Source organism: Rhodococcus sp. NPDC054953 (assembly GCF_053609225.1).
The window spans coordinates 87,111-110,248 of the sequence record NZ_JBSGXD010000014.1; the positions used below are offsets into that span (position 1 = coordinate 87,111).

15 protein-coding genes and 1 tRNA gene are annotated in these 23,138 nt (G+C 72.0%); 6 read left to right on the forward strand and 10 right to left on the reverse strand.

The annotated features are described in order from the left end of the window. Positions 1–57: 57 nt before the first annotated feature. Positions 58–471 (reverse strand): holo-ACP synthase AcpS, encoded by a 414-nt coding sequence (gene acpS / locus ACWF62_RS11985; protein WP_452630161.1) that lies wholly within the window; start codon positions 469–471, stop codon positions 58–60. Further along, entirely contained in the window at positions 472–9,765 is a 9,294-nt protein-coding gene (locus ACWF62_RS11990) for a fatty acid synthase subunit beta domain-containing protein (protein ID WP_378571302.1), read from the reverse strand. A gap of 424 nt (positions 9,766–10,189) precedes the next feature. On the opposite strand from ACWF62_RS11990, the gene ACWF62_RS11995 reads away from it, so the two are divergent. From ACWF62_RS11995 to ACWF62_RS12005, 3 genes are all read left to right on the forward strand, one after another. After that, positions 10,190–10,271 (forward strand) — tRNA-Leu (locus ACWF62_RS11995). A gap of 83 nt (positions 10,272–10,354) precedes the next feature. After that, complete coding sequence (locus tag ACWF62_RS12000) at positions 10,355–10,756, forward strand: transcriptional regulator (protein ID WP_378506431.1); 402 nt, start codon at positions 10,355–10,357, stop codon at positions 10,754–10,756. Continuing rightward, positions 10,753–11,112, forward strand: a complete 360-nt coding sequence (locus tag ACWF62_RS12005) for a DUF3817 domain-containing protein (RefSeq protein WP_378506430.1) — start codon at positions 10,753–10,755, stop codon at positions 11,110–11,112. Before ACWF62_RS12000 ends, ACWF62_RS12005 begins: the two co-directional genes overlap by 4 nt. 179 nt (positions 11,113–11,291) lie before the next feature. Here ACWF62_RS12005 and rdgB read toward each other — a convergent pair whose 3' ends face one another. From rdgB to clpS, 7 genes are all read right to left on the reverse strand, one after another. After that, positions 11,292–11,906 carry an RdgB/HAM1 family non-canonical purine NTP pyrophosphatase gene (gene rdgB, locus ACWF62_RS12010; protein ID WP_452630163.1) on the reverse strand — a complete coding sequence of 205 codons (615 nt, stop codon included), beginning with the start codon at positions 11,904–11,906 and terminating at the stop codon, positions 11,292–11,294. Further along, positions 11,899–12,681, reverse strand: a complete 783-nt coding sequence (rph, locus tag ACWF62_RS12015; RefSeq protein WP_378506428.1) for a ribonuclease PH — start codon at positions 12,679–12,681, stop codon at positions 11,899–11,901. Before rph ends, rdgB begins: the two co-directional genes overlap by 8 nt. A gap of 20 nt (positions 12,682–12,701) precedes the next feature. Further along, entirely contained in the window at positions 12,702–13,460 is a 759-nt protein-coding gene (locus tag ACWF62_RS12020) for a cyclic nucleotide-degrading phosphodiesterase (RefSeq protein ID WP_452630164.1), read from the reverse strand. Between the two features lie 109 nt (positions 13,461–13,569). After that, positions 13,570–14,217, reverse strand: coding sequence for a rhomboid family intramembrane serine protease (locus ACWF62_RS12025; protein ID WP_452630166.1), 648 nt, complete (start codon positions 14,215–14,217; stop codon positions 13,570–13,572). Between the two features lie 53 nt (positions 14,218–14,270). Beyond that, entirely contained in the window at positions 14,271–15,350 is a 1,080-nt protein-coding gene (locus tag ACWF62_RS12030; RefSeq protein WP_378506425.1) for a P1 family peptidase, read from the reverse strand. After that, positions 15,347–15,919: an oxidative stress transcriptional regulator AosR gene (gene aosR / locus ACWF62_RS12035; RefSeq protein ID WP_378506424.1), complete on the reverse strand. Its 573-nt coding sequence runs from the start codon at positions 15,917–15,919 to the stop codon at positions 15,347–15,349. Before aosR ends, ACWF62_RS12030 begins: the two co-directional genes overlap by 4 nt. 38 nt (positions 15,920–15,957) lie before the next feature. Next, on the reverse strand, positions 15,958–16,251 hold the full coding sequence (clpS, locus tag ACWF62_RS12040) for an ATP-dependent Clp protease adapter ClpS (RefSeq protein WP_378506734.1): 294 nt from the start codon (positions 16,249–16,251) through the stop codon (positions 15,958–15,960). Between the two features lie 182 nt (positions 16,252–16,433). Here clpS and ACWF62_RS12045 point away from each other — a divergent pair, with 182 nt between their 5' ends. From ACWF62_RS12045 to ACWF62_RS12055, 3 genes are read left to right on the forward strand one after another with little or no spacing between them, the layout of a single operon-like run. Continuing rightward, positions 16,434–17,756, forward strand: a complete 1,323-nt coding sequence (locus ACWF62_RS12045) for a nicotinate phosphoribosyltransferase (RefSeq protein WP_452630167.1) — start codon at positions 16,434–16,436, stop codon at positions 17,754–17,756. Positions 17,757–17,767: 11 nt separating this feature from the next. Continuing rightward, positions 17,768–18,361 (forward strand): isochorismatase family protein, encoded by a 594-nt coding sequence (locus ACWF62_RS12050; RefSeq protein WP_378506422.1) that lies wholly within the window; start codon positions 17,768–17,770, stop codon positions 18,359–18,361. A gap of 55 nt (positions 18,362–18,416) precedes the next feature. Continuing rightward, a complete protein-coding gene (locus tag ACWF62_RS12055; RefSeq protein WP_378506421.1) occupies positions 18,417–20,450 on the forward strand; it encodes an ATP-dependent DNA helicase in 2,034 nt (677 codons plus the stop codon). Between the two features lie 26 nt (positions 20,451–20,476). Here ACWF62_RS12055 and glgP read toward each other — a convergent pair whose 3' ends face one another. Then, a complete protein-coding gene (gene glgP, locus ACWF62_RS12060) occupies positions 20,477–23,065 on the reverse strand; it encodes an alpha-glucan family phosphorylase (RefSeq protein WP_378571298.1) in 2,589 nt (862 codons plus the stop codon). Between the last annotated feature and the right edge of the window lie 73 nt (positions 23,066–23,138).

The following is a 23,138-nucleotide window of genomic DNA, read 5'->3' on the forward strand; positions in this document are numbered from 1 at the left end:
AAAAACGGGGGGGGCCAGCTGGGGGATGTCCTCCACCGGCGGGCCCCGTCCGTCGTCTCAGCGCACGACCGGCGCGACCAGGTCGGGTTCCTCGATGACGACCATCGCCCCCGCCATGTCCCCGTCATGGGTCAGCGACAGGTGGATGATCGCGCCGGGCAGGAACTGCGCCGCCTCATCGTGCAGCTTGATCGTCGGCCGCCCCCAGGCGTCGTTGACGACCTCGACCTGCACGTAGGCGTTGTCACCGACCGCGGGCGGGCGGGCGAACCGCGACGACGCCCACGCCTTGATCACCGCCTCCTTCGCCGCCCAGCGGACGGCGTAGTGCCGGGCCGGGTCGGCCTTGCCCTCGCAGTAGCGCCGCTCCCCCGGCCGGAAGCTCGACTTCATCGCCGTGCCCGGCCGGGACAGCTGCTCCGCGAACTCGGAGACCGTCACCAGATCAAAACCGATGCCCAGGATCGCCATCTACTTGCACCCCGGCAGTCCGGAGCTGTAGACGTCGCCGTCGCCGAGGCGCGCGGCCTCGGTGAGCAGCACGTCCGCCTCCAGCTCGCGGGCCGCCTTCGCGGGCACCGTGTCACCGCCGAAGCGCCGGTCCGCGGGCCGCTCGTACAGGTCGCCGCCGCCGCACATCGCGGACGCGAGGCGACGCTGGCCGTCGACGGTCCGCTTCCTCGCCTGCTCCAGGTAGCCCTCCCGCCGGTCGGCGGGCACCGACTCGACGAACGCCTGCGGGTGCACCACCGCGATCAACCCGGACACGTGCCCGAAGCCGAGGCTGGTGAGCAGGCCCGCCTTGAGCGGGAACTGCCCGCCGAAGCGCAGCGCCTCCCGCGGCCACACCAGGTGCGCGAACTCCGCCATCTTGTCGTCGACGCAGTCCAGGCTGCGGTTCGGCGGAACAACACCCTTGCCGAGAACCTGGCACAGGCCGATCAGCTGGAACGCCGCCGCACCACCCTTCGCGTGACCGGTGAGGCTCTTCTGCGAGACGACGAACAGCGGGGCGCCCTCGCTGCGGCCCAACGCCGCCGCGAGCCGCTCGTGCAGTTCCGCCTCGTTCGGGTCGTTGGCCGCGGTGGAGGTGTCGTGCTTGGAGATCACCGAGATGTCATCCGCGGTGACACCGAGCGCATTCAGCGACAACGCCAGCTGCGAGTCCTGCCCGCCGCGCCCCGCGCCGAGGGCACCGATGCCCGGGGCCGGAATCGAGGTGTGCACGCCGTCGGCGAACGAGCCCGCCCACGCGACGACACCGAGCACCGGCAACCCCATCTCCAGGGCCACGTCGCCGCGGGCCAGCAGGATGGTGCCGCCGCCCGCGGACTCGACGAATCCGCCGCGCCTGCGGTCGTTGGCCCGCGAGAACCGGCGGTCGCTGATGCCCTTGGCGACCATCTCCTCCGACTTCGCGGTCGCCGACATGTCACCGAACCCGACGATGCCCTCGATGCCGAGGTCGTCGAAGCCGCCCGCGACCGCGAAGGTCGCCTTGCCGAGCCGGATCTTGTCGACGCCCTCCTCGACGGACACCGCGGCCGTGGCGCAGGCCGCGACCGGGTGCACCATCGCGCCGTAGCCGCCGACGTACGACTGCATGACGTGCGCGGCGATGACGTTCGGCAGCGCCTCCTGCAGGATGTCGTTCTGCCGCGACTCCCCGAGCAGGGTGTCGATGTACAGCGAGCGCATCGACATCATGCCGCCCATGCCGGTGCCCTGGGTGTTCGCGACCGTCGACGGGTGCACCCAGCGCAGCAGCTCCGACGGGGTGAAACCGCTGGTCAGGAACGCGTCGACGGTGGTGACCAGGTTCCACAGGCCGACCCGGTCGACCGAACCGGCCATGTCCGCCGGGATGCCCCACGTGGTGACGTCGAATCCGGTCGGGATTTGGCCGCCGACGGTGCGGGTCAGCTTCGCCTTGCGCGGCACCCGGATCTCGGTGCCCGCCCGGCGGGTGACCTGCCAGTCGCCGCCGTCCGGCTGCGGGGCGGCGACGGTGTGCTCCGGGTCCGAGTCGACGAACGCGCGGGCCTCGGCCTCGGACCCGACCACGAAGGTCAGGTCGTTGTCGAGGAAGACCGACGTCATCAGCGGCATGGTGTTGTCGACCATGGCGCCCTCGTCGGCGTACCTGCGGATGCCGCAGCGCTCGACAACGATGTCGTGGTAGCGGTCGGCGATGTCCTCCTCCGGCACCAGCTCGCCGGTCTCGGCGTCGTACCAGCCCGGTGTCGGGTCCTGCTCCCAGCCGATCAGTCCGGTGTTCCACGCGAGTTCGAGGACACCCGCCGCCGACAGCTGCTCGTCGACCTCCATCTCGAAGCGGGTGCGGGCCGAGCCGTACGGGCCGAGCTCGCCCGCGCCGACGATGACGACCAGGTCGGCGGGCGTGACGTCGAGCTCCGGCCACGCCGGGGCGGGCAGGTCGTCGACGATCCGCGGCGGCGCGGGCAGCGCCGCAATGGTGTTGCCCTCGGATTCGGATGCCTCCGAGCCCTTCTCGGCCTCGGCCGCCTCCCGCGACAGCGCGACCAGGTCGAGCTGGACATCGGCGAGGCCACCGGTCAGGTCCAGGGTCACCGGCGCGGCCGCGGCCTGCGTCACGGTGTCGGCCGTGCAGGCACCGAGCAGCTGCTCGGCCATCTCGTCGGTCGACCAGGTGCGCACGCCCTTGGCCTCGACGGCGTCGACCATCGGGTCGTTGCCGCCCATCAGGCCGGTGCCGCGCACCCACCCGATCAGCGCGTGCACCAGCGTGACCCGCTCGGCCCAGGAACGTTCGGCGCTCCAGCGGCCGACGAGGGCGTCCAGCGCCGCCTTCGACTCGCCGTAGGCGCCGTCGCCGCCGAACAGGCCCCGGTTCGGGGAGCCGGGCAGCACCACGTGCAGGTGGGTGTCGACGTCCCGGTCGTAGCCGATCGTCGACAGGCCTGCGATCAGCCGCTCGACCGACCACAGCAGGACCCGCATCTCCATCTCGGCGCGGGCGCCCGCGTCGGAGAGCTCGCCCATCACCCGCGGCGCCGCGAACGGGAACAGCAGCGTCGGGGTTGCGGCCTCCTTGACCAGCTTCTTAGCGCCGCCCGCCGTCTCGGTCTGCTCCTGCCCGATCCAGTCGATCAGCGCGTCGACGTCCGTGTAGGACGCCATGTTCGCGGGCACCACCCACAGGGAGGCGCCTGCGCGGGCGTTCGCCCGGTAGAGGCTCTTGTAGAAGCCGAGCCGCTCGTCGTCGAGCCGGGAGGTGGTGACGAAGACCGTCGCCCCGCCGCGCAGCAGCTGCCCGGTGACCGCCGCGGCGATCGAGCCCTTGCTGGCGCCGGTGACGACCGCCACCTGATCCGACCAGGGGCCGGTCAGCGCGTCCTGCACCCGTGCGGCCTCGGCGATCGTGGCGTACACGCCGACGAGTTCCTCCCGGCCCTCGGTCTCGGCGCGGCGCTTCCACCAGTCGGCGTGCGCGGCGACCGCGGTTCCCGCCCCGGTGAAGTCGGCGTCGGTGACGGACACGACGGTCGCGTGATCGCCGATCCACAGCCGGGCCAGGTCCTCGCGGGCCGACGCCCAGCGGTCGTCGAACAGCACCGCCCGTCGGGCATCGAACGACGGCGCGACCAGCCGCGGCCAGTCGGAACCGAGCTCCGCCGAGACCAGGTCGACCAGTTCGGTGTCGGCATCCTGCTGCGCCGCCACTGCCTGGTCGGCCAGTCCGAGCTGCTCGAGGACCAGTCGGGCCGCCGAGGCGAGAACGCCGTTGCGCCCGGTGATGTGCTCGGTGAATTCGCCGAGCGCGGCCGCGTCGACGGTGCCGCCGGCGCCGCCGCCCGCGGCGGGCATCGACACCGCGACCCCGCGGCGTCCGGCAACGGACTGCACGGCCGCGTCGATCACCGCGTCGACCGTGGTGCCGTCGGCGAGCGCACCCTCGTGCAGGCCGCCCATCGCGCCGCCGCGGACGCTGGCGCCGTCGCGGGTGCCGAGCGCCACCTCGGCGGTGACGTGGCTGGCCCAGCCCGCGCCGAGCTCCCACACCTTGGTGACCCGCTCGGCGATTGCCGCGGGCCGCTTGCCGGACGGGCCGAACACCTTGCGCAGGTGGTCGTTCAGCGAGTCGGACAGCACCGGGCCGAACGGCTTGTAGGTGCGGGCCAGCTTGTTGACGGTCACCGCGAGCGAGCCCATGTCGGCGTCCGCGGCACCGTCGATCGCGCCGAGCGAGAGCTCGGAGCCGAGATCGACGAGCAGCTGGTTGCGGCGCGAGGACACACCGTCGCACAGCGCCTCGATGGTGTCGGCCGGGCCGATCTGGTCCGGGCGCAGCTTCGTCCACAGCGCGATCAGCACGTTGGTGGCGTCGGACGCGGCGAACGCGATGTCGTCCGGGCGCGGACCGCCGCTCGGCGCTGCGGGTGCGGCGGCAGGCGCTGCGGCGGCCGGGGCCGCCTCGGCGGTCGGGGCGGCGGGCGCCTCCGGCTCGTCGTCCACCGGCGCCGGATCGGTGTCGGTGGAGTACACGACGCCCGCCTCGCGCTCGATGTTGAGCACCTCGACCGGGCCGCCGACGCGACCGGGCAGCTTCAGGGTCTGCGAGGCCAGGTTCGCGACGGTCGGGGTCGCGGCAAGGCCGATCTCGACGAACCGCTCGATGCCGAGTCCGCCGTCGGCGACGTCGCCGAACAGCAGGTCCTGCGTCTCGATCCACCGCACCGGGCTGGCGAACTGCCAGGCGAGGAGCTCGGCCAGCACGACACGGGTCAGCTCGACGGGCTTCGCCGTCCAGGTGTCGAAGTCGGCGAGGACCGCGTTCAGCTGCTCGGACGGCACCAGGTCCGCGATCTCCGCGATGAAGTCCCGGCCCAGGTTGAACGGCTTGGGCACCAGGTTCGGGATGTAGCGGCCGATCAGGATCGCCGGGTCGATCTGCTCGGGCAGCAGCCCCAGCAGCCGCTCCCGGAAGTCGTCGACGCCGCCGCGCAGCACGTTCGAGTGGAACGGCACGTCGATGCCGGGGATGACGATGAACGCCCGCTTGCCGCCGATCTCGGCGCGCCTGCGGTCGATCTCCGTCTCCAGCGCGTCGAGGCCGGCGACGGTGCCGGCGATCGCGTACTGCGAGCCGCGCAGGTTCAGGTTCACGATCTGCAGGAACTCACCGGTCTGCTCGGCGACGCCACCGACGAAGTCCGTCAGGTCGGCGTCGTCGACCCCGAACTGCGACGGCCGGATCGCGGCCAGCCGGTAGTTCGAGCGGCCGTTCGCGTCCCGCGGGACCAGCGCATGCATCGCCGAGCCGCGCTGGAACACCACCTCGAGCACCGCCTCCAGCGGCAGCACCCCGGCGACCGCGGCGAGCGCGTTGTACTCGCCGACCGAGTGACCCGCGAGGTAGGAGCCCTCCACGAAGGCGCCGGACTCGCGCAGCTCCGCGACCTGTGCGACGCCGAGGACGGCCATCGCGACCTGGGTGAACTGGGTCAGGTGCAGCACCCCGTCCGGGTGCTTGTGGGTGACGCCCCTGGCCTTCACGACGGTCGGGTTGTCGCGGACGATCGCGAGGATCGAGAAGCCGAGCGTGTCGCGGGTGTGCTTGTCGGCGCGGTCCCAGATCTCGCGGGCGGCCTTGGACCGGGCCCGGGCATCGAGGCCCATGCCGGGGCGCTGGATGCCCTGGCCGGGGAACGCGTACACCGTCTTCGGGGCCGCGGTGCGGCCGGTCGCGACCATGACGAGTTCGCCGTCGACGCGGCAGCCGACCTCGACGATCTCGGCGCCCGCGTCGTGCCCGATCCGGTCGACGCGGACGTCGATCAGGGCGCCGGGGCGGACCATGCCGAGGAAGCGGGCGGTCCATGCGGTCAGTCGGCGGGCCGGGACGGTGGCCTCCGGGTCGACGGCGACGACGACCTGCTGGGCTGCGGCGGAGAGCCACATGCCGTGCACGATCGGGCTGCCGAGACCGGCGAGCAGCGCCGCGTTGTCGGAGGTGTGGATCGGGTTGTGGTCGCCGGAGACCTGCGCAAACGCGGCCATGTGCCGCGGCGCGACGATCGTGGTCTGGCGGCGACGCCTGCGCGGGGTGTCGGCGGCGGCATCGGTGAGCGAACCGCCCGCGCGCCGCGGGTCGGCCAGCTCGGCCCGGCCGCTGCGGCCGCGGATCGCGAACCGCTCCACCATCGTCGCGAACGTCGGGGCGGCGGTGCCCTGCTCGCCGCGCATCGCGCCGACCTCGACGTGCACCTCGACGACCCGGCCGAGGTCGGTGTCGACGACGGAGACGCCCTCGGCCTTGACGGTGAGCACCGCGGCGTCGGCCGGGATCGCGTCGACGAGGTTCACCGCGTGGTCGAGGTGGACCAGGTCGAGCATGCCCTCGATGGCGTGCACCCCGGCCCGCGTCTGTGCGGCACCGAGCACCGCGAACACGGCGGGCCAGCAGGCACCGACGAGCACGTCCGGCACCGCGGACGTGCCGGGGATCAGCGAGGTGGGCAGCCCCGACGCGGTGACACCCGAGTGGTCGGCGACCAGGTCGGGGATCCACGCGACGTTCAACCGCGCGACATCGCCCTTGACCGTCGGCAGGTCCTGGCCGGCGGCGACGCCGAGCAGGGCCGACATCGCGGCCTCGGCGTCCTCCGCGGTGACGACGGGGGCGCCGCCGTCGCGGGTGGAGTCGGGGACGGTGATCGCGATGGTCACCGCGCGGTCGCCGACGAGCGGCACCCGCAGCTCGACCCGGCCGCCGTCCCGCGCGCGCAGGGTCGCACCGGTGGTGGCGTGCGCGGCATCGGTGTCGGTGACCGTCCAGGCGGCGAGGTCGCCGAGGCGGTGCACCGGGTTGCGGGTCAGGCGGCCCGCCCACAGCACGTCGGGCGCGCCGAGGACGACACCGAACGCGCCGGCGCCCTCGGTGTGGCGGCGGGCCGCCACCGCGACCGGGGTGCCGCCCGCGGCGATCAGCTCGTCGGTGGTGGCCTTCTCGAATCGGTCGAGCAGGTCGCCGACCGGCTCGTCGGCCCTGGTGATGCCCGCGACGGCGACGGTGCCCGGGATGATGCACACCTGGTCGGCGGCGTAGCGCGGGTCGTGGGCCTGCCACAGCGAGTCGGACCGCCACCAGCGGCGCACGTCCTTGTCGACGACCGGCACGAAGTTCACCGGCTTGCCCGGGGTCTTGCAGAGCGCGACGAAGAACGCGACGTCCGCCGGGTGCAGGACGGTGGTCCCCGCGTCCGCGAAGCTGGCGCGCAGGGTGCACAGCGCGGCCTCGGGACGCTCCAGGATCTGCTCGTCCGCGAACTGGGTGACGATCGGGCCGCGGTCGTTGCGGTGCAGCCGGGCCTCGGCGCGCTGCAGCATCTGCGCGAACCGGTCCCGCCAGGTGATGTCGAGCCACACCGACTCGGTCGCCTCGGCGTACGCCTGCGCCCAGTCGGTGCCGCAGTCGAACTCCTTCGCGGAGTCGATGCCGACGGCCAGTTCGAGGTAGCGCCGCAGCCAGCGCTCGTAGGTCATGGTGGCAACGTCGCCGAAGTACGGCTTCGCGGTGATGTCGAGGGCCGCGATGATCTCGTCGCGACGCGTCGCGACGGCCTTCTCGTCGCCGGCGACCTCGTCGAGCAGGCGACCGGTGCGGGATGCGGCATTGTCGATCTCGTGGATGTCGGCGCCGAGCTGACTGCGTCCGGAGGACATGCCACCGGTCGCGGTGCCCGCGGCGACCCAGTCGTCGGTGCCGGGAGTGTCGACGAGCATCTGCTTGACCTCGGGCGAGGTGGTCGCCTCGAGGGTGGCCATCGCTGCGGTGCCGACGAGGATGCCGTCGACCGGCATCGCCGGGTAGCCGAGCTGCTCGGACCAGCGGCCGGTGAGGTAGTCGGCGGCCCGCTCCGGGGTGCCGATGCCGCCGCCGACGCAGACCACCAGGTTCGGCCGCTGGCGCAGCTCGGCGTAGGTGGCGAGCAGCAGGTCGTCGAGGTCCTCCCACGAGTGGTGGCCGCCAGCGCGACCGCCCTCGATGTGCGCGATCACCGGGAAGTCCGGCACCTCCGCGGCGATCCGGATCACGGACTTGATCTGGGCGACGGTGCCCGGCTTGAACGCGACATGGGTGATGCCCGCCTCGTCGAGGTCGCCGATGATCGCGACGGCCTCCTCGAGCTCCGGAATGCCCGCCGTGACGACGACGCCGTCGAACGGGGCGCCCGCCGCGCGGGCCTTCGGCACCAGGCGCTTGCCGCCGACGTGCAGCTTCCACAGGTAGGGGTCGAGGAACATCGAGTTGAACTGGACCGCGCGACCCGGCTCGAGCAGCGTCGACAGCTCGGCGACGTGGTCGGCGAAGATCTTCTCGGTGACCTGCCCGCCGCCCGCAAGCTCGGCCCAGTGCCCGGCGTTCGCGGCGGCGGCGACGATCTTCGGGTCGACGGTGGTCGGGGTCATGCCCGCGAGCAGGATCGGCGAGCGGCCGGTGAGCCGGGTGAACGCGGTCGAGGTGGCGACCTTGCCGTCGGGCAGGGTGACCAGGGACGGCCGGAACGACGACCACGCGCTGGGCACCTCGGGCACCGCGCCCGGGGTGAGCAGGCTGCGCTGGCCTGCGCGGGTGGCGACGGCGACGATGCCGACGCCGGTGCCGCGCAGCGGGCCCGCGGTCATCCGGGTGAGCAGGTCGCCGGGACCAAGGTCGAGGATCCAGGCGGCGCCAGCGTCGACCGCGGAGTCGACGTCGGCGACCCAGTCCACGGAGTCGGTGACGCAGGCGCGGGCCAGACGGGTGGCGCGCTCGACATCGAGGCCGCAGCGGGCTGCCCAGGCGCCGACGGTGTCGACGGCGTCCGTGAGGGCGGGATGGTGGAAGCCGACCTCGACGGCAATGGGCTCGAACACGGGCGAGAAGACCGCCCCGCCGCGCTTCTTGGCCTCGCGGTCGGCGGACTCCTCGGCGGCGATCTGCTCGGCCCGCTGCTGGACGCGCGCAAGCTGGGCGGGCGGGCCAGACAGCACAACGCGGCGGCGCCCGTTCCGGATGGCCATCACGACACCGCGGTCCGCGTCGACGCCCGCGTTCAGCTCGTCGACGATGCCCTTGATGCGGGTCGGGTCGACGTCGGAGACGGCGAGCATCGGGGACCGTTCCCCGACCCCGATGAGGCCGCGCCTGCGGCCAACCAGGACCGCTGCGGCACCGATGAGCTGGGAGATCGCCAGCAGCTCGCCGTCGGAGGCGCCGCCGTCCGCGACGGAGTCGGCCGCGACCTGACCCTGCGAATGCCCGATCACGGCGACCGGGGCGATCTGCGCGGGGTCGAGACCCTGCATGCGCAGCGATCGCAGCGCGGCGAGCTGGGTGAGCAGGACGCCCGGCAGCGAGACGGATGCGGAGGTCAGCGCTTCCACGGACGGTCCGGCGTCGGTCGCGTCCTCGTCGGCGACGTCACGCTCGAGGATCCAGCCGATCGGGTCGAAGCCGATGGGCCGCACGACCAGCAGGTCCTTGGCGACGGGCGCGAGGGCCGCTGCCGCGTCGTTGACGAGCGTGGTGAGGTCCGGCTCGATCCCGTTATCCCGGATCAGTTCCTCGAGCGACTCGAGCCAGGCCGCGCCCTGCCCGCCGAAGGCAAGGGCGTAGGGCTCGCCGGCGACAAGCCGGTCACGCAGGGGTGACTTCGCGGCGCCGGTCCGGGCAGGCGCGTACCGGGAACCGGTGTTCCCGTCGCCGCTACCCAGTGGTGTGCTCTCGTCGATCGTCACGCTGGATGGTCCTCTCCTGGTCGGAACCCGCCGACGTCACAACCGGTCGACGGGCGCGTCCGTGCGCTCGCGGATGGTTCTTCGGGGGTGCGAACAGGGTGACACAGGATCATGAGGGAATCCTCACGTTTACCGTTGCCGGCGGCGTTCTACCAGGTAGTAGGCGTGACGGGGGTCACAGGACGGTCGTCCAAGTGACTTTCGAGTAGGGAAGGAACGCGCTGGCAGCGCCGAGAACCCGCCGGTAACAAACATGAGGAGGTCCTCATGTTGATTGTTATACAACCGTTACATCACTGGGTGGGGAGTGCCCGGTCTTTACCTTTCCGGCTAGCGGGTCCCGGTTGACGGTGGCGGCCGCAGGCCGCAGCTCCTCCGAGCCGCACGTTCGGCGACGGTGCCGTGGCGTAGTCTGTTTCGGCACGCGCGAGTGGCGGAATGGCAGACGCGCCACACTTAGGATGTGGTGTCCAACGGACGTGGGGGTTCAAGTCCCCCCTCGCGCACAACTGTCGGACACATCTCCGCTGTGACCGTCACCTCGCCCACCACCGGGTTCCCCCCTTCTACCCTCGGGTACCGTCGTGGTGTGGTCCGTACACCCTCCCGCCGCCGCCCGGCACTGATCGTGTTCGTCGTTGTCGCGGCCGCAGCCTGCCTGGCCCTGGGGTACTGGCAGTGGACCCGGTTCGAGGCGGTCGGCGGCACCGGACAGAACCTCGGGTACGCGTTCCAGTGGCCGCTGTTCGCGGCGTTCGTGGTGTACGCATACCGCAGATTCGTACAGCTCGAGGACGTCACCCCCGAGGAACAGCACAAGCTGGTCAACGGCGACGCACCCCGCGAGATCCCCGCGGACCTGCTGCCGCAGCGCACCGCGCAGGCCCCCGACTCACTCGACGCCGCCAACCCGGACGACGAGGCCCATCAGGCGTACAACAACTACCTCGCGCAGCTCCGAGCGGGCGAGGCCGATAGGAGCACCACGTGAGCACGGCCCCCGACGAGACCGTCACCACGACCGACGTCCGCGACACCAGGAAGATCGCCGCGGCGCTGCTGCGCTACCGGGTGCTGGCCTATGTCACCGGCATCTGGCTGCTGGTCCTGACCGCGGAGATGGTCGCGAAGTACATCTTCAAGGTGGAGGACCTGCCGTCGTGGATCGCGATCGTGCACGGCTGGGTCTACTTCGTGTACCTGATCCTGACGATGGACCTTGCGGTGAAGGTGCGCTGGTCGGCCAAGCGCACCGTCGGCACCCTGCTGGCGGGCACCATCCCGTTCCTGTCGTTCTTCGTCGAGCACAAGCGCACCCAGCAGGTGAAGGCCGACTTCGGCGTCTAGCCCCTCCGCCGCATCCTGCTCCATCCCACCCCTCCGCACCCTCCGCACCCCCCGCACCCCCGCCTTCATGACCGAATGGGGCTTTCGATCAGTTGAACTGATCGAAAGCCCCATTCGGTCATACAAGGGGGCGGTCATTCAAGGGGGCGGTCATTCATGGGCCCGTCGTTCGGGTGAGGTCAGGGCGCGACGAGGCTGGCGAGGTCCGGCACCAGCTGCGCCAGCGCCCTGCCGCGATGCGAGGCGGCGTCCTTCTCCGCCGGGGTGAGTTCCGCGGCGGTCCGCTCCTCCCCCTCGGGCCGGAACACCGGGTCGTACCCGAATCCACCGTCGCCGCACGGCTGCCGGACGATCGATCCCGGCCAGGTCCCGCGAACGACCCGCTCGACCCCGCCCGGCACGACCAGCGCGCACGCGGACACGAATGCCGCGCCACGCCGCTCATCGGGGGTGTCCGACAGCTGCGCGAGCACCAGCGCGGTGTTCGCGTCGTCGTCACCGTGCCCGCCCGCCCACCGCGCCGACAACACACCCGGCATCGCGTTCAGCGCGTCCACCTCCAACCCGGAGTCGTCGGCGACGCAGGGTAGCCCGGTGGCCGCGGCCCCGTCACGGGCCTTGACGAGGGCGTTCTCCTCGAACGTCGCGCCGGTCTCGGGGGTCTCCGGGAACTCCGGGACCTCGTTCAGCCCGACCAGTTCGATTCCCTCGATGCCCGCCGTCTCCAGCACCCGCCGGAGCTCGTTCAGCTTCTTCGCGTTCCGGGATGCGACGAGCAGCCTGGTCTCAGGCACCGAACTTCTTCTTCTCCGGAGACTTCGGCTCGGGCAGCTCGCCCGGGTACGGCAGGGCCAGCGCCTGCTTCTGGATCTCGAACAGCTGCTCGCAGCCGGCGAGCGCCGAGTCGAGCAGCCGGTCGAGGGTGGTGCGCGGGAAGGTCGCGCCCTCACCGGTGCCCTGGATCTCGACGAGCGTCCCGGTGTCGGTGGCGACGACGTTCATGTCGACCTCGGCGCGCGAATCCTCCTCGTACGGCAGGTCGAGGCGAACCCGGCCGTCGACGACGCCGACGCTGACGGCGGCGATGCCGCACGAGATCGGCTGCGGGTCGGACAGCAGGTCCGCGGCCCGCAGGTAGCTGACCGCGTCGACGAGCGCGACGTAGGCGCCGGTGATCGCGGCGGTGCGGGTACCGCCGTCGGCCTGCAGGACGTCACAGTCGATGGCGATGGTGTTCTCGCCGATCGCGGCGAGGTCGATGCAGGCGCGCAGCGACCGCCCGACGAGCCTGCTGATCTCCTGGGTGCGGCCGCCGACCTTGCCCTTGACGGACTCGCGTCCGCTGCGGGTGTGGGTGGCGGCGGGCAGCATCGCGTACTCGGCGGTCAGCCAGCCGAGCCCGGATCCCTTCCGCCAGCGCGGCACGCCCTCCTCGACGCTCGCCGTGCACATCACTCGGGTGTTGCCGAATTCGACCAGCACCGACCCGGCGGGGTGGCTGGTGAACCCCCGGGTGATCCTCACTTCGCGGAGCTCGTCGTCCGCCCTACCGTCCAGTCGTCTGCTCACCCCGGTGAGCCTAGTTGAAACTAAATGTCGAAGACGTCGCCGGCGCTGACCGCGTGCACCGGGCCCGCGAACTCGGCCTTCGCCTCCGCGATCACGTCCTCCCTGGACGTCCACGGCGGAATGTGGGTGAGCAGAAGTTCCCCGACCCCGGCCCTGGCGGCGACCCGACCGGCCTCGGTGCCGGACAGGTGGATGCCCGCAGGCCGGTCGGCCCGGTGCGTCCAGGACGCCTCGGACAGCAGCACGTCGGCGCCGGTCGCCAGCTCGACGACCTCCTCGCACATGCCGGTGTCGCCGGTGTAGACGAGGGTGCGGCCGGCGGGGTCGGTGAACCGGAGCCCGTATGCCTCCGGTGGATGGAACATGCGCCTGGACTGCACGGTCAGCGTGCCGTAGTCGACGGTGCCCCCGTCGGTGAGGTGCCGCAGGTCGATGGTGTCGGAGATGTCATCGAGGTCTCCCGCGCACTCGGCCGACGCGACACCGATCCGGTGGTGGGTGTCGGCGGGTCCGAAGATGAGGGCGCGTCCGCTCGGCGGGTTCGGGTGGTAGCGGCGCCACACCAGCAGCCCGGGCAGGTCGAGGCAGTGGTCGGCGTGCAGGTGGGTCAGGAAGATCGACACCGCCCCCGGATCCTCGTACCGCTGCAGGGCACCGAGCACGCCGGGACCGAAGTCGAGGACGGCCGGTGGGGTGTCCGGTGCGGTGAGCAGGTAGCCCGACGCGGGCGAGTCGGGACCGCCGACGCTGCCCGAACAACCCAGGACGGTGATGCGCATACCGGTCATGCTGCCACGACCGGCCTGCGACGAAAAAGGATCCGCCCGATTCGAGACGAACACGCCGCGTCCCGGGTGCTGCGCGGGCCGTCACACCGCGCAACGTCGGCTAGTTCGGGACGGCCTTCGCCGCCCGCTCCGCACGCACGTCGGAGGCAAGAACCCACGCCGCGACGACGCCGCCGACCGCACCGAATAGGTGCCCCTGCCACGAGACCCCCGGCTGCCCGGGCAGCACCCCCCACAGCAGTCCCCCGTAGACGAGCAGGACCACGACACCAATCGCGAGTTGCCCGAAGTGGCGGGTGAACAGCCCCCGCGCGATGAGATAGGCCAGCCAGCCGAACACCAGGACCGACGCCCCGAGGTGGTTGGTGCCCGAGCCTCCGGTCAACCAGGTGCCGAGTCCGCCGACCACCCAGATGATCGCCGTCGCCGCGAGCCCCCGCCCGATACCGGACAGCATCACGAGGAACCCGAGCACGAGCAGCGGCAGGGTGTTGGCGATCAGGTGGCCCCAGCCGAAGTGCAGGACCGGCCCGAACAGCACGCCCCACAGGCCGCCGACGGTGCGGGGTTCGACGCCGCCCCCGTCGAGCCGGTTGCCGACGAGCATGTCGATGAACTCGAGGAGGTACAACCCGACCACGAACGCGCTGATCGTGATCGCCGCCTGCTGCCACTGCGGGCGGGATGCCGTGCCCGCGGGCGGATTCGACGGCCCGGGGACCGGAAAGGACGAGGTCGGGTGGGTCATGACCCGAGCCTACCCACGGGGACCGGGCCCGGAGCGGTTCCCGGTGCGCGCGCTCAGGCCTCGAACGCCGACGGAAACAGGTCTCGGTAGCCGGGGATCCCGGCGACGGCGGTGGCCGTGAGGACCGCGTCGACGATCGCGCGGGTGACGACGTCCGCGGCGGCCGCGCACACCGCGTCGAGCACCGGCAGGTCGGGCGGGAACGCGGCGGGCACCGGCGACGCGGGCGCGGGCAGGTCGTGGGTGCCGGTGGACAACGCGAACAGGGTGTCGCCGTCGAGCGGGGAATGGGCGGGACGGATCGCGCGGGCCAGGCCGTCGTGCCCGGTGACCGCGACCCGTCGGCAGGCCGCCTTGCTCAACGGGGCGTCGGTGGCCACGACACCGATGGTGGTGTTGAGGACGGTGCCCTTGCTGCCGAGGTCGAGGGCCGCTGCGAGGTCGGCGGCGTCGGGCACCCGCAGGCCCCACTCGGCGGCGGCGTGCGCGGACACCCCCCACGGCAGTCCGGTGGCCGGGTCGAACACCGATCCGACCGGGTTCGCGACGACCAGGGCGGCGACGGTCGCGCCCTCGGCCGGGCCCGACCCCAGGACGATGCTCGCGGTCCCGACACCCCCCTTGAGGATCCCGGCCCGCGCCCCGACACCCGCACCGACGCTGCCGCGCCGAACCTCGGCCCGTGCCGCATCCGCGGCGAGGTAGCCGTGGTCGGCGGTCGGGCGGACCGCCCAGTCCCCCACCGGCAGGTCGAAGATCACCGCGCCGGGCACGATCGGGACGACGTGGCCCGCGGTGTCCATCGGGATGCCGCGGCCACGCTCCTCGAGCCATCGCATCACGCCGTCGGCGGCCGCGAGCCCGTACGCGCTGCCACCGGTCAACAGGACCGCGTCGACCGTCTGGACGCTGTGGCTCGGGTCGAGCAGGTCGGTCTCCCTGGTGCCCGGCCCGCCACCGCGAACGTCGACGGCGGCGGTGGCGCCGTGCTCGGCGAGGATCACCGTGCAGCCGGTGGCGCGGCCCGATCCGAGCTCGGCGTCGGCGTCCCGTTCGTGGTGGTGGCCGACCAGCAGTCCCGCGACGTCGGTCAGTGCGTTGCGCGGCCCCGGAATCCCGCTGCCCTGGGTCACACCAGGACCTGCACCAACGAGTCCTGCATCCAGGTCAGCCAGTGGTACACGTCGAGGTGCGGCGCGCGCGGGTCCTCGGGGTCGAGTTCGTCGGGGGTGTCGGCGTCGATCCCGATGGTGGTGCCGAGCGCAAGCCGCACGTCGTTGAGGCCGTAGAGCCACGATTCGGCCTGTTCGGGGGTGAGCACCACCTTGCCGCCGTCGGCGGGGACGGTCTGCAGGATCACCGCACCCGCGGCGACCTTCGCGTCGATGATGTCCGGTTCGTACAGGCTCCGCAGGGCGCCGTTGTCGTTGGCGTCGCGGGACCCGGGGTCGACGGCGTCCGTGCCGGACCCGAAGAAGTCCGGCAGCAGCCGGGCCAGGGTCTCGTCGGTCGGCGCGGTGGAGTTCCCGGTCCGCAGCCCGGTCAGCGCGGCGAGGTCGTCCTGCGGCGCGGACGACGCCCGGTCCTCAAGCAGGCCGAGAACCGAGGTCACCAGCGACCTGAGCACCGACGCCTCCCTGGCGTCCATCTCGGACCGGATCTTGACTCCGCTCAGTGAATTCTTACGGCTCCATGTGCGCACGGGATACCTGGACGTCCTTGTCGGGGTCGGTGGGTGGCTCAGCTGTCACGCTGCATCGTGGCCCAGAGACCGGCCGCGTGCAGACGCTGCACGTCGTGTTCCATCTTGTCCCTCGACCCCGACGAGACGACCGCCTTGCCTTCCTTGTGCACCTGCATCATCAGGTCGGTGGCCTTGGCCTTGCTGTAGCCGAAGAGCTTCTGGAAGATGAACGTCACGTAGTGCATCAGGTTGACCGGGTCGTCCCACACCACCGTCACCCAGGGACGATTCAAGGATTCGTCCTCGTCGGTGACTTCCGCCTGTTCAGGCAGAACGGTCTCCGCTGGCATGGGCATCTTCGCCAGCGGCACGGCCATGAGTGTGAGGTACGGGCGCGGAGCCATACGTCCAGACTACGACGCGACCCGGACCAATTGAACACCGCGCAAGCAAAACCGCCGATGCGAAACGCCGACGGGGGAACACCGCGCGCCGCCGGTCCGGGAACGGCACTGCTCGTAGGGTGTATCGGGTGACGAACACCCAGTGGTCCCGGCCCGCGACGAGCACCGCGCTGCTCACCGACCAGTACGAGCTGACGATGCTCGCCGCCGCGCTCGCCGACGGCTCCGCGGGCCGTCGCTGCACCTTCGAGGCGTTCGCCCGTCGGCTTCCCGACGGCCGCAGGTACGGCGTGGTCGGGGGCGTCGAACGACTCCTCGACGCGCTGCACTCGTTCCGGTTCGGGGAGCCCGAACTGGAGGTCGTGTCGAGGTTCCTCGACGCGGACACCGTGGCGTGGCTGCGGGACTACCGGTTCACCGGCGACATCGACGGCTACCGGGAGGGTGAGCTGTACTTCCCCGGCTCGCCGATCCTGTCGGTGCGGGGCAGCTTCGCCGAGTGCGTGCTGTTGGAAACCCTGATCCTGTCGATCCTCAACCACGACAGCGCGATCGCGTCGGCGGCGGCCCGGATGGTCAGTGCCGCCGACGGCCGGACGCTGATCGAGATGGGGTCGCGGCGCGCGCACGAGGAGGCGGCGGTGGCGTGCTCGCGGGTGGCCTATCTCGCCGGGTTCGACGCGACGTCGAATCTGGAGGCGGTCCGCCGGTTCGGGGTTCCTGGCGCCGGGACCAGTGCGCACGCGTACACGCTGTTGCACACGACGCCGGACGGGCCGGACGAGGCGGCGGCGTTCCGCGGGCAGGTCGAGGCGCTCGGCGTCGACACCACCCTGCTGGTCGACACCTACGACATCACCGCAGGTGTCCGGACCGCGATCGAGGTGGCCGGACCGGAGCTGGGCGGAGTCCGGATCGACTCCGGCGATCTCGGGGTGTGGGCGCGGCAGGTCCGCAAGCAGCTCGACGAGCTCGGCGCGACGAAGACGCGAATCGTGGTGTCCGGGGATCTCGATGAGTATGCGATCGCGTCGCTGCGGGCCGAGCCGGTCGACGCATATGGGGTCGGGACGGCGCTGGTCACCGGGTCCGGGGCACCCACGGCGGGGATGGTCTACAAACTGGTCGAGGTCGAGGGCATCCCGGTGGAGAAGCGCAGCAGCCAGAAGGCGTCGCGGGGTGGCAGCAAGTGCGCGATCCGGTTCGCCCGGGCGACGGGAACGATCGTCGAGGAGGTCGTGTATCCGGCCGACGCGCCGGTCCCGGACGGTGACGGCCCGACGGGCAGGCCGCTGATGATCCCGCTGGTCCGCGGCGGCGAGGTCGAGCCGAACCTGCCCGGCCTCGGCGACGCGCGGGAGCTGCTGGCACGCAACCTGGTGAGCCTGCCGTGGGAGGGCCTCAAGCTTTCGCACGGGGAGCCCGCGGTGCCCACCCGCTTCGTCCGGTGAAGGATGGGGTGATGAGCAGGGCACTGGTGATCGTGGACGTGCAGAACGACTTCTGTGAGGGTGGGTCGCTGGCGGTGACCGGCGGCGCGGCGGTGGCGGAGGCGGTCAGCGACTATCTCGCGTCCCCCGGCCGGCCGCGGTACGCCGCGGTCGTCGCCACCGCGGACCGGCACATCGACCCGGGTCCGCACTTCTCCGCCCACCCCGACTTCCGGGACAGCTGGCCGCCGCACTGTGTGGTCGGCACACCGGGCGCCGAGTTCCATCCGGACCTGGACGTTCGTCCGGTGCAGGAGGTGTTCGGGAAGGGCGCTTTCGCTGCCGCGTACTCGGGGTTCGAGGGCGTGTCGGACGACGGTGACACGCTCGCCGAATGGCTGCACGACCGCGCCGTCGACGCCGTCGACATCGTCGGCATCGCCACCGACCACTGCATCCGCGCGACGGCGCTGGACGCGGTCCGCGAGGGCTTCGACACCCGGGTGCTGTTGGACTACACCGCCGGGGTCGCGCCCGACACCACCCGCACCGCGCTCGACGCGATGCAGACGGCGGGGGTGACCCTGGTCGGGTGGTCGGCGCCAACCCCGCGCCGCAGGCGATAGGACCGCCGCGCCGTGAGGTGACGGCCGCGTCGGGCCCTGCCAGTAGGCTCGTCGGGTGCGCGAACTCCCCACCGTCCCCGACCTGCTGTCCGAGGCGGTGCACGCCCTCGGCGGCAAGGAACGCCGGAACCAGCTGACGATGGCATCGGCGGTCGCGCACGCGATCGAGTCCGGGGAGCATCTGGCGGTGCAGGCGGGCACCGGTACCGGCAAGTCCCTCGCGTATCTGGTGCCGAGCGTGCGGCACGCCGTCGAGTCGGGGCGCACCGTGGTGATCTCGACGGCGACGATCGCGCTGCAGCGGCAGCTCGTTGACCGCGACCTGCCGCGACTGGCGAAGGCCCTGAAGAAGCCGCTCGGCAGGGAACCGAGGTTCGCGATTCTCAAGGGCCGCAACAACTATCTGTGCATGAACAAGGTGCACACCGGGATGGCGGAGCAGCCAGCCCCGGAGGCCGAGCTGTTCGACGCGTTCGCGGTGTCCCGGCTGGGCCGGGAGGTGCAGCGGCTGACGACGTGGTCCTCGGACACCGAGACCGGGGACCGCGACGAACTGGTGCCCGGCGTCTCCGACCAGGCGTGGCGTCAGGTCAGCGTCACCGCCCGCGAATGCCTCGGCAAGTCGCGCTGCCCGATCGGCGAGGACTGTTTCGCCGAACGGGCCCGCGCCGAGGCCGCGCAGGTGGACGTCGTCGTCACGAACCACGCGCTGCTCGCGATCGACGCGATCTCCGGTATCGCAGTGCTGCCCGACCACGACGTTGTTGTGGTCGACGAGGCGCACGAACTGGTGGACCGGGTGACCGGCGTCGCGACGGCGGAGCTGGCGCCCGCGACGATCAGCGCGGCCGCGCGGCGGTGCACGAAGCTGGTCGAGGAGCAGGACGCGGACCGGCTGGAGGCGTCGGCCGAGGCCTGGACCGCGGTGCTCGAGGAGTTGCCGTCGGGCCGCTGGGAGCGTCTGCCCGACGGCGCCGGGCAGGCATTGGCGCTGGTCCGCGACGCCGCGTGGGCGGTGCGGACCGCGATCGGCCCGTCCCGTCCCGGTCAGGCCGCGGCCGACCCGGAGTCGGCGGCGGCGCGGGCCGCGGCCCTGTCCGCGGTCGACGAGGTGCATGACAGCGCCGTCCGAGTCCTCACCGCGTTCGACGAACCGGATCCGGCGAAGCACCGCGACGTGGTGTGGCTGGCCGACGAGGAACGGCGCGGGAAGCTGGTCCGGATCGCGCCGCTGTCGGTCGGTGGCCTGCTGCGCAGCCGCCTGTTCGACGAGTCGACGGTGGTGCTGACCTCGGCGACGCTCACCGTCGGCGGCAACTTCGACGGTCTTGCGGTGGAGTGGGGACTGCCCGCGCAGGCGTCGGTCCGCAGCGACACCGCGATGGCGACCGGCACCGAGGCGCCGTCCGACGAGTCGACCGTCAAGTGGAACGCCGTCGACGTCGGCTCACCGTTCGACCATGCGAAGGCCGGAATCCTGTACGTGGCCAAGCATCTGCCGCCACCCGGCCGGGACGGGCTGTCGCCGCGGTTCCTCGACGAGATCGAGGAACTGGTCACCGCCGCCGGGGGCCGCACTCTCGGCCTGTTCTCCTCGACGCGGGCCGCGAAGGCCGCCGCTGCGGAGATGCGTCAGCGCCTGGACACCCCGGTGCTGTGCCAGGGCGACGACGCGACCGGGCAGCTGGTGCGCACGTTCGCGGAGGACGAGGCGACGTCCCTGTTCGGCACCCTGTCGCTGTGGCAGGGCGTCGACGTGCCCGGTCCGTCGCTGTCGCTGGTGATCCTGGACCGGATTCCGTTCCCCCGCCCGGACGACCCGTTGCTGGCTGCGCGGCAGCGAGCCGTCGAATCCCGGGGCGGCAACGGGTTTCTCGCGGTCTCCGCGAACCATGCCGCGCTGCTGCTGGCGCAGGGCGTCGGCAGGCTGCTGCGCAGCGTCGACGACAGGGGCGTGGTCGCGATGCTCGACTCCCGACTGGCGACGGCCCGGTACGGCGGCTACCTGCGCGCCTCGCTCCCCCCGTTCTGGGAGACCTCGGATCCGCTGGTGGTCCGCAAGGCGCTGGAACGGCTGGCTGGCGGTTAGGGCGCGCAGTCGTCGAGCGGGGAGACCTACCCGGCCGGGGCGGTGACCAACCCGAACTCGGCGTCGCCTGCCAGCAGCTCGTGGTGCGGCAGCACCCGGACCGTGTACCCGACGGCGCCGGAATGCGCGAGTGCCGTGTCGACGACGTAGATCTCGCCCAGCTCGTCGGTGCCGGTGTGGGACATCGGCACCGTCACCACGTCGGTGAGATCCTCGTCCGACCCGACCCGGCCGAGCACCGCCTGCACGGTCACCTCGGCCGGGTCGAGGCCGCCGAGCTGCAGGTACGCGCGCAGTGACAGCTCGGCGCCGATCACCGGGGTATCCGGCAGCCCGGAGCCGTCCACCTGCACCACCTGCACGGCGGGCCACGCCGCATCGACGCGTTCGCGATAGTGCGCCACCTGCCTGGCCCCCGCGTACCCGTCGGCGATCGCGAGCCGGGACGCCCGCGCGGCGGGTGCGTACAGGTCGACGACGTAGTCGCGGACCATTCGGGACGCCAGCACCTTCGGCCCCAGCGACTGCAGGGTGTGCCGGACCATCTCCACCCAGCGGGTGGGCACCCCGTCCGCCCCACGGTCGTAGAACTTCGGCAGCACCGACTGTTCAAGCAGGTCGTACATCGCGTGCGCCTCGAGGTCGTCGCGGCGCGCCTCGTCGAGCACGCCGTCCGCGGTCGGGATCGCCCACCCGTTCTCGCCGTCGAACATCTCGTCCCACCATCCGTCGAGGATGGACAGGTTCAGCCCCCCGTTGAGTGCCGACTTCATCCCGGAGGTGCCGCACGCCTCGAGTGGACGCAGCGGATTGTTCAGCCACACGTCGCACCCCCAGTACAGGTAGCGGGCCATCGACATGTCGTAGTCGGGCAGGAACACGATCCGGTGCCGCACGTCGTGCCGGTCGGCGAACCGGACGATCTGCTGGATCAGCGCCTTGCCGCCATCGTCGGCGGGGTGGCTCTTGCCCGCAACCACCAGCTGTACCGGGCGATCGGGGTCGAGCAGCAGCGCCCGCAGCCGCTCCGGGTCCCGGAGCATCAACGTGAGGCGCTTGTAGGTGGGCACCCTCCTCGCGAACCCGACGGTGAGCACGTTCGGATCGAAAACCTCTCGGGTCCATGACAGTTCAGCCTCGGTCGCACCCCGCTCGCGCCACGACGCCCGAACCCGGCGACGCACCTCGTCGACCAGCTGCCCGCGCAGGGCGGAGCGGGTCGCCCACAGTTCGGTGGCGTCCACCGTGGTCAGCCGCTCCCATCCGCGCGCCTCCTCGACGGACTCGGGGCCTGCGACCCGATGCGCGAGCTCCATCCACTCGCGGGCCGCCCACGTCGGGGCATGCACCCCGTTCGTGACCGACCCGATCGGCACCTCGTCCGCGTCGAAGCCCGGCCACAGCTCGCTGAACATTCCCCTGCTGACGGTGCCGTGCAGCTTCGAGACCCCGTTCGCGCGCTGGCCGAGCCGCAATCCCATGTGCGCCATGTTGAACACCGACGGGTCGGACTCGCGACCCAGTTCGAGAATGCGGTCCACCGCAAGCCCCGGCAGCAGCGCCGACTCGCTCTCGCCCGCGGCACCGCCGAAGTAGCCCCGCACCAGATCCACCGGGAACCGGTCGATCCCCGCAGGCACCGGGGTGTGCGTGGTGAACACGGTCGCCGCCCGGACCGCGGCAAGGGCCGCACCCCAGTCGAGCCCGGTCCCGGTGACCAGTTCCCGCACCCGCTCCACGCCGAGGAACCCGGCGTGCCCCTCGTTCATGTGGAACACCTCCGGGTCGCCGAGGCCCTCCGCGCGGGTGTAGGCCCGGACCGCGCGGACCCCACCGATCCCGGCGAGGATCTCCTGCTTGATCCGGTGGTCCTGGTCGCCGCCGTACAGGCGGTCGGTCACCCCACGCAGTTCCGGATCGTTCTCGGCGATGTCGGAGTCGAGCAGCAGCAGCGGAACCCGGCCCACCTGCGCGATCCACACCCGCGCCCGCAGCACCCGCCCACCGGGCATCGCGACGTGCAGCAGCACCGGCGCCCCGGACTCCGGTTCGGCAAGCAGCCGCAGCGGCAGGCCCTGCGGGTCCAGGGACGGGTAGTGCTCGGCCTGCCACCCGTCCGCCGTCAGCGACTGCCGGAAGTACCCGGACCGGTACAGCAACCCGACGCCGATCAGCGGCACCCCGAGGTCGGAGGCAGCCTTGAGATGGTCGCCCGCGAGGATGCCGAGGCCGCCGGAGTAGTTCGGGAGCACCTCGGTGACCCCGAATTCCATGGAGAAGTACGCGATTCCGCTGGCCAGGTCGCGGTCCTTCGCCTGCTGATTCTGGTACCAGCGCGGCCGGTCGAGGTAGTCGTCGAGATCCGATTCGAGGCGGTCGAGTTCGGCGACGAACCCGGCATCGGCGGCGAGCGCGTCCAGTCGCGCCGGCGCGACCTCTCCGAGCATCCGGACCGGGTCGTGGCGCACCCGAGTCCACAGGTCGGGGTCGATCCGGGCGAACAGGTCCTGAGTCGGCGGGTGCCACGACCAGCGCAGGTTCGTCGACAGCCGGCCCAGCGCGGACAGCCGGGCGGGCAGGTGGGCACGGACGGTGAACCGACGCAAGGCTTTCACCTGGCGAAGACTACCGATCCGGCGGGCATTGGTCCTGTCCTGCGGACGCCGCGTCCCGCGCGGACACCCGACC

Bases quoted from the DNA above. Each gene is read 5' to 3' on its own strand.
- acpS (WP_452630161.1), bottom strand. From the start codon at position 471: ATGGCGATCCTGGGCATCGGTTTTGATCTGGTGACGGTCTCCGAGTTC.
- clpS (WP_378506734.1), bottom strand. From the start codon at position 16,251: ATGCCAGCGGAGACCGTTCTGCCTGAACAGGCGGAAGTCACCGACGAG.
- ACWF62_RS12050 (WP_378506422.1), top strand. From the start codon at position 17,768: ATGAGCAGGGCACTGGTGATCGTGGACGTGCAGAACGACTTCTGTGAG.
- ACWF62_RS12025 (WP_452630166.1), bottom strand. From the start codon at position 14,217: ATGACCCACCCGACCTCGTCCTTTCCGGTCCCCGGGCCGTCGAATCCG.
- ACWF62_RS12020 (WP_452630164.1), bottom strand. From the start codon at position 13,460: ATGCGCATCACCGTCCTGGGTTGTTCGGGCAGCGTCGGCGGTCCCGAC.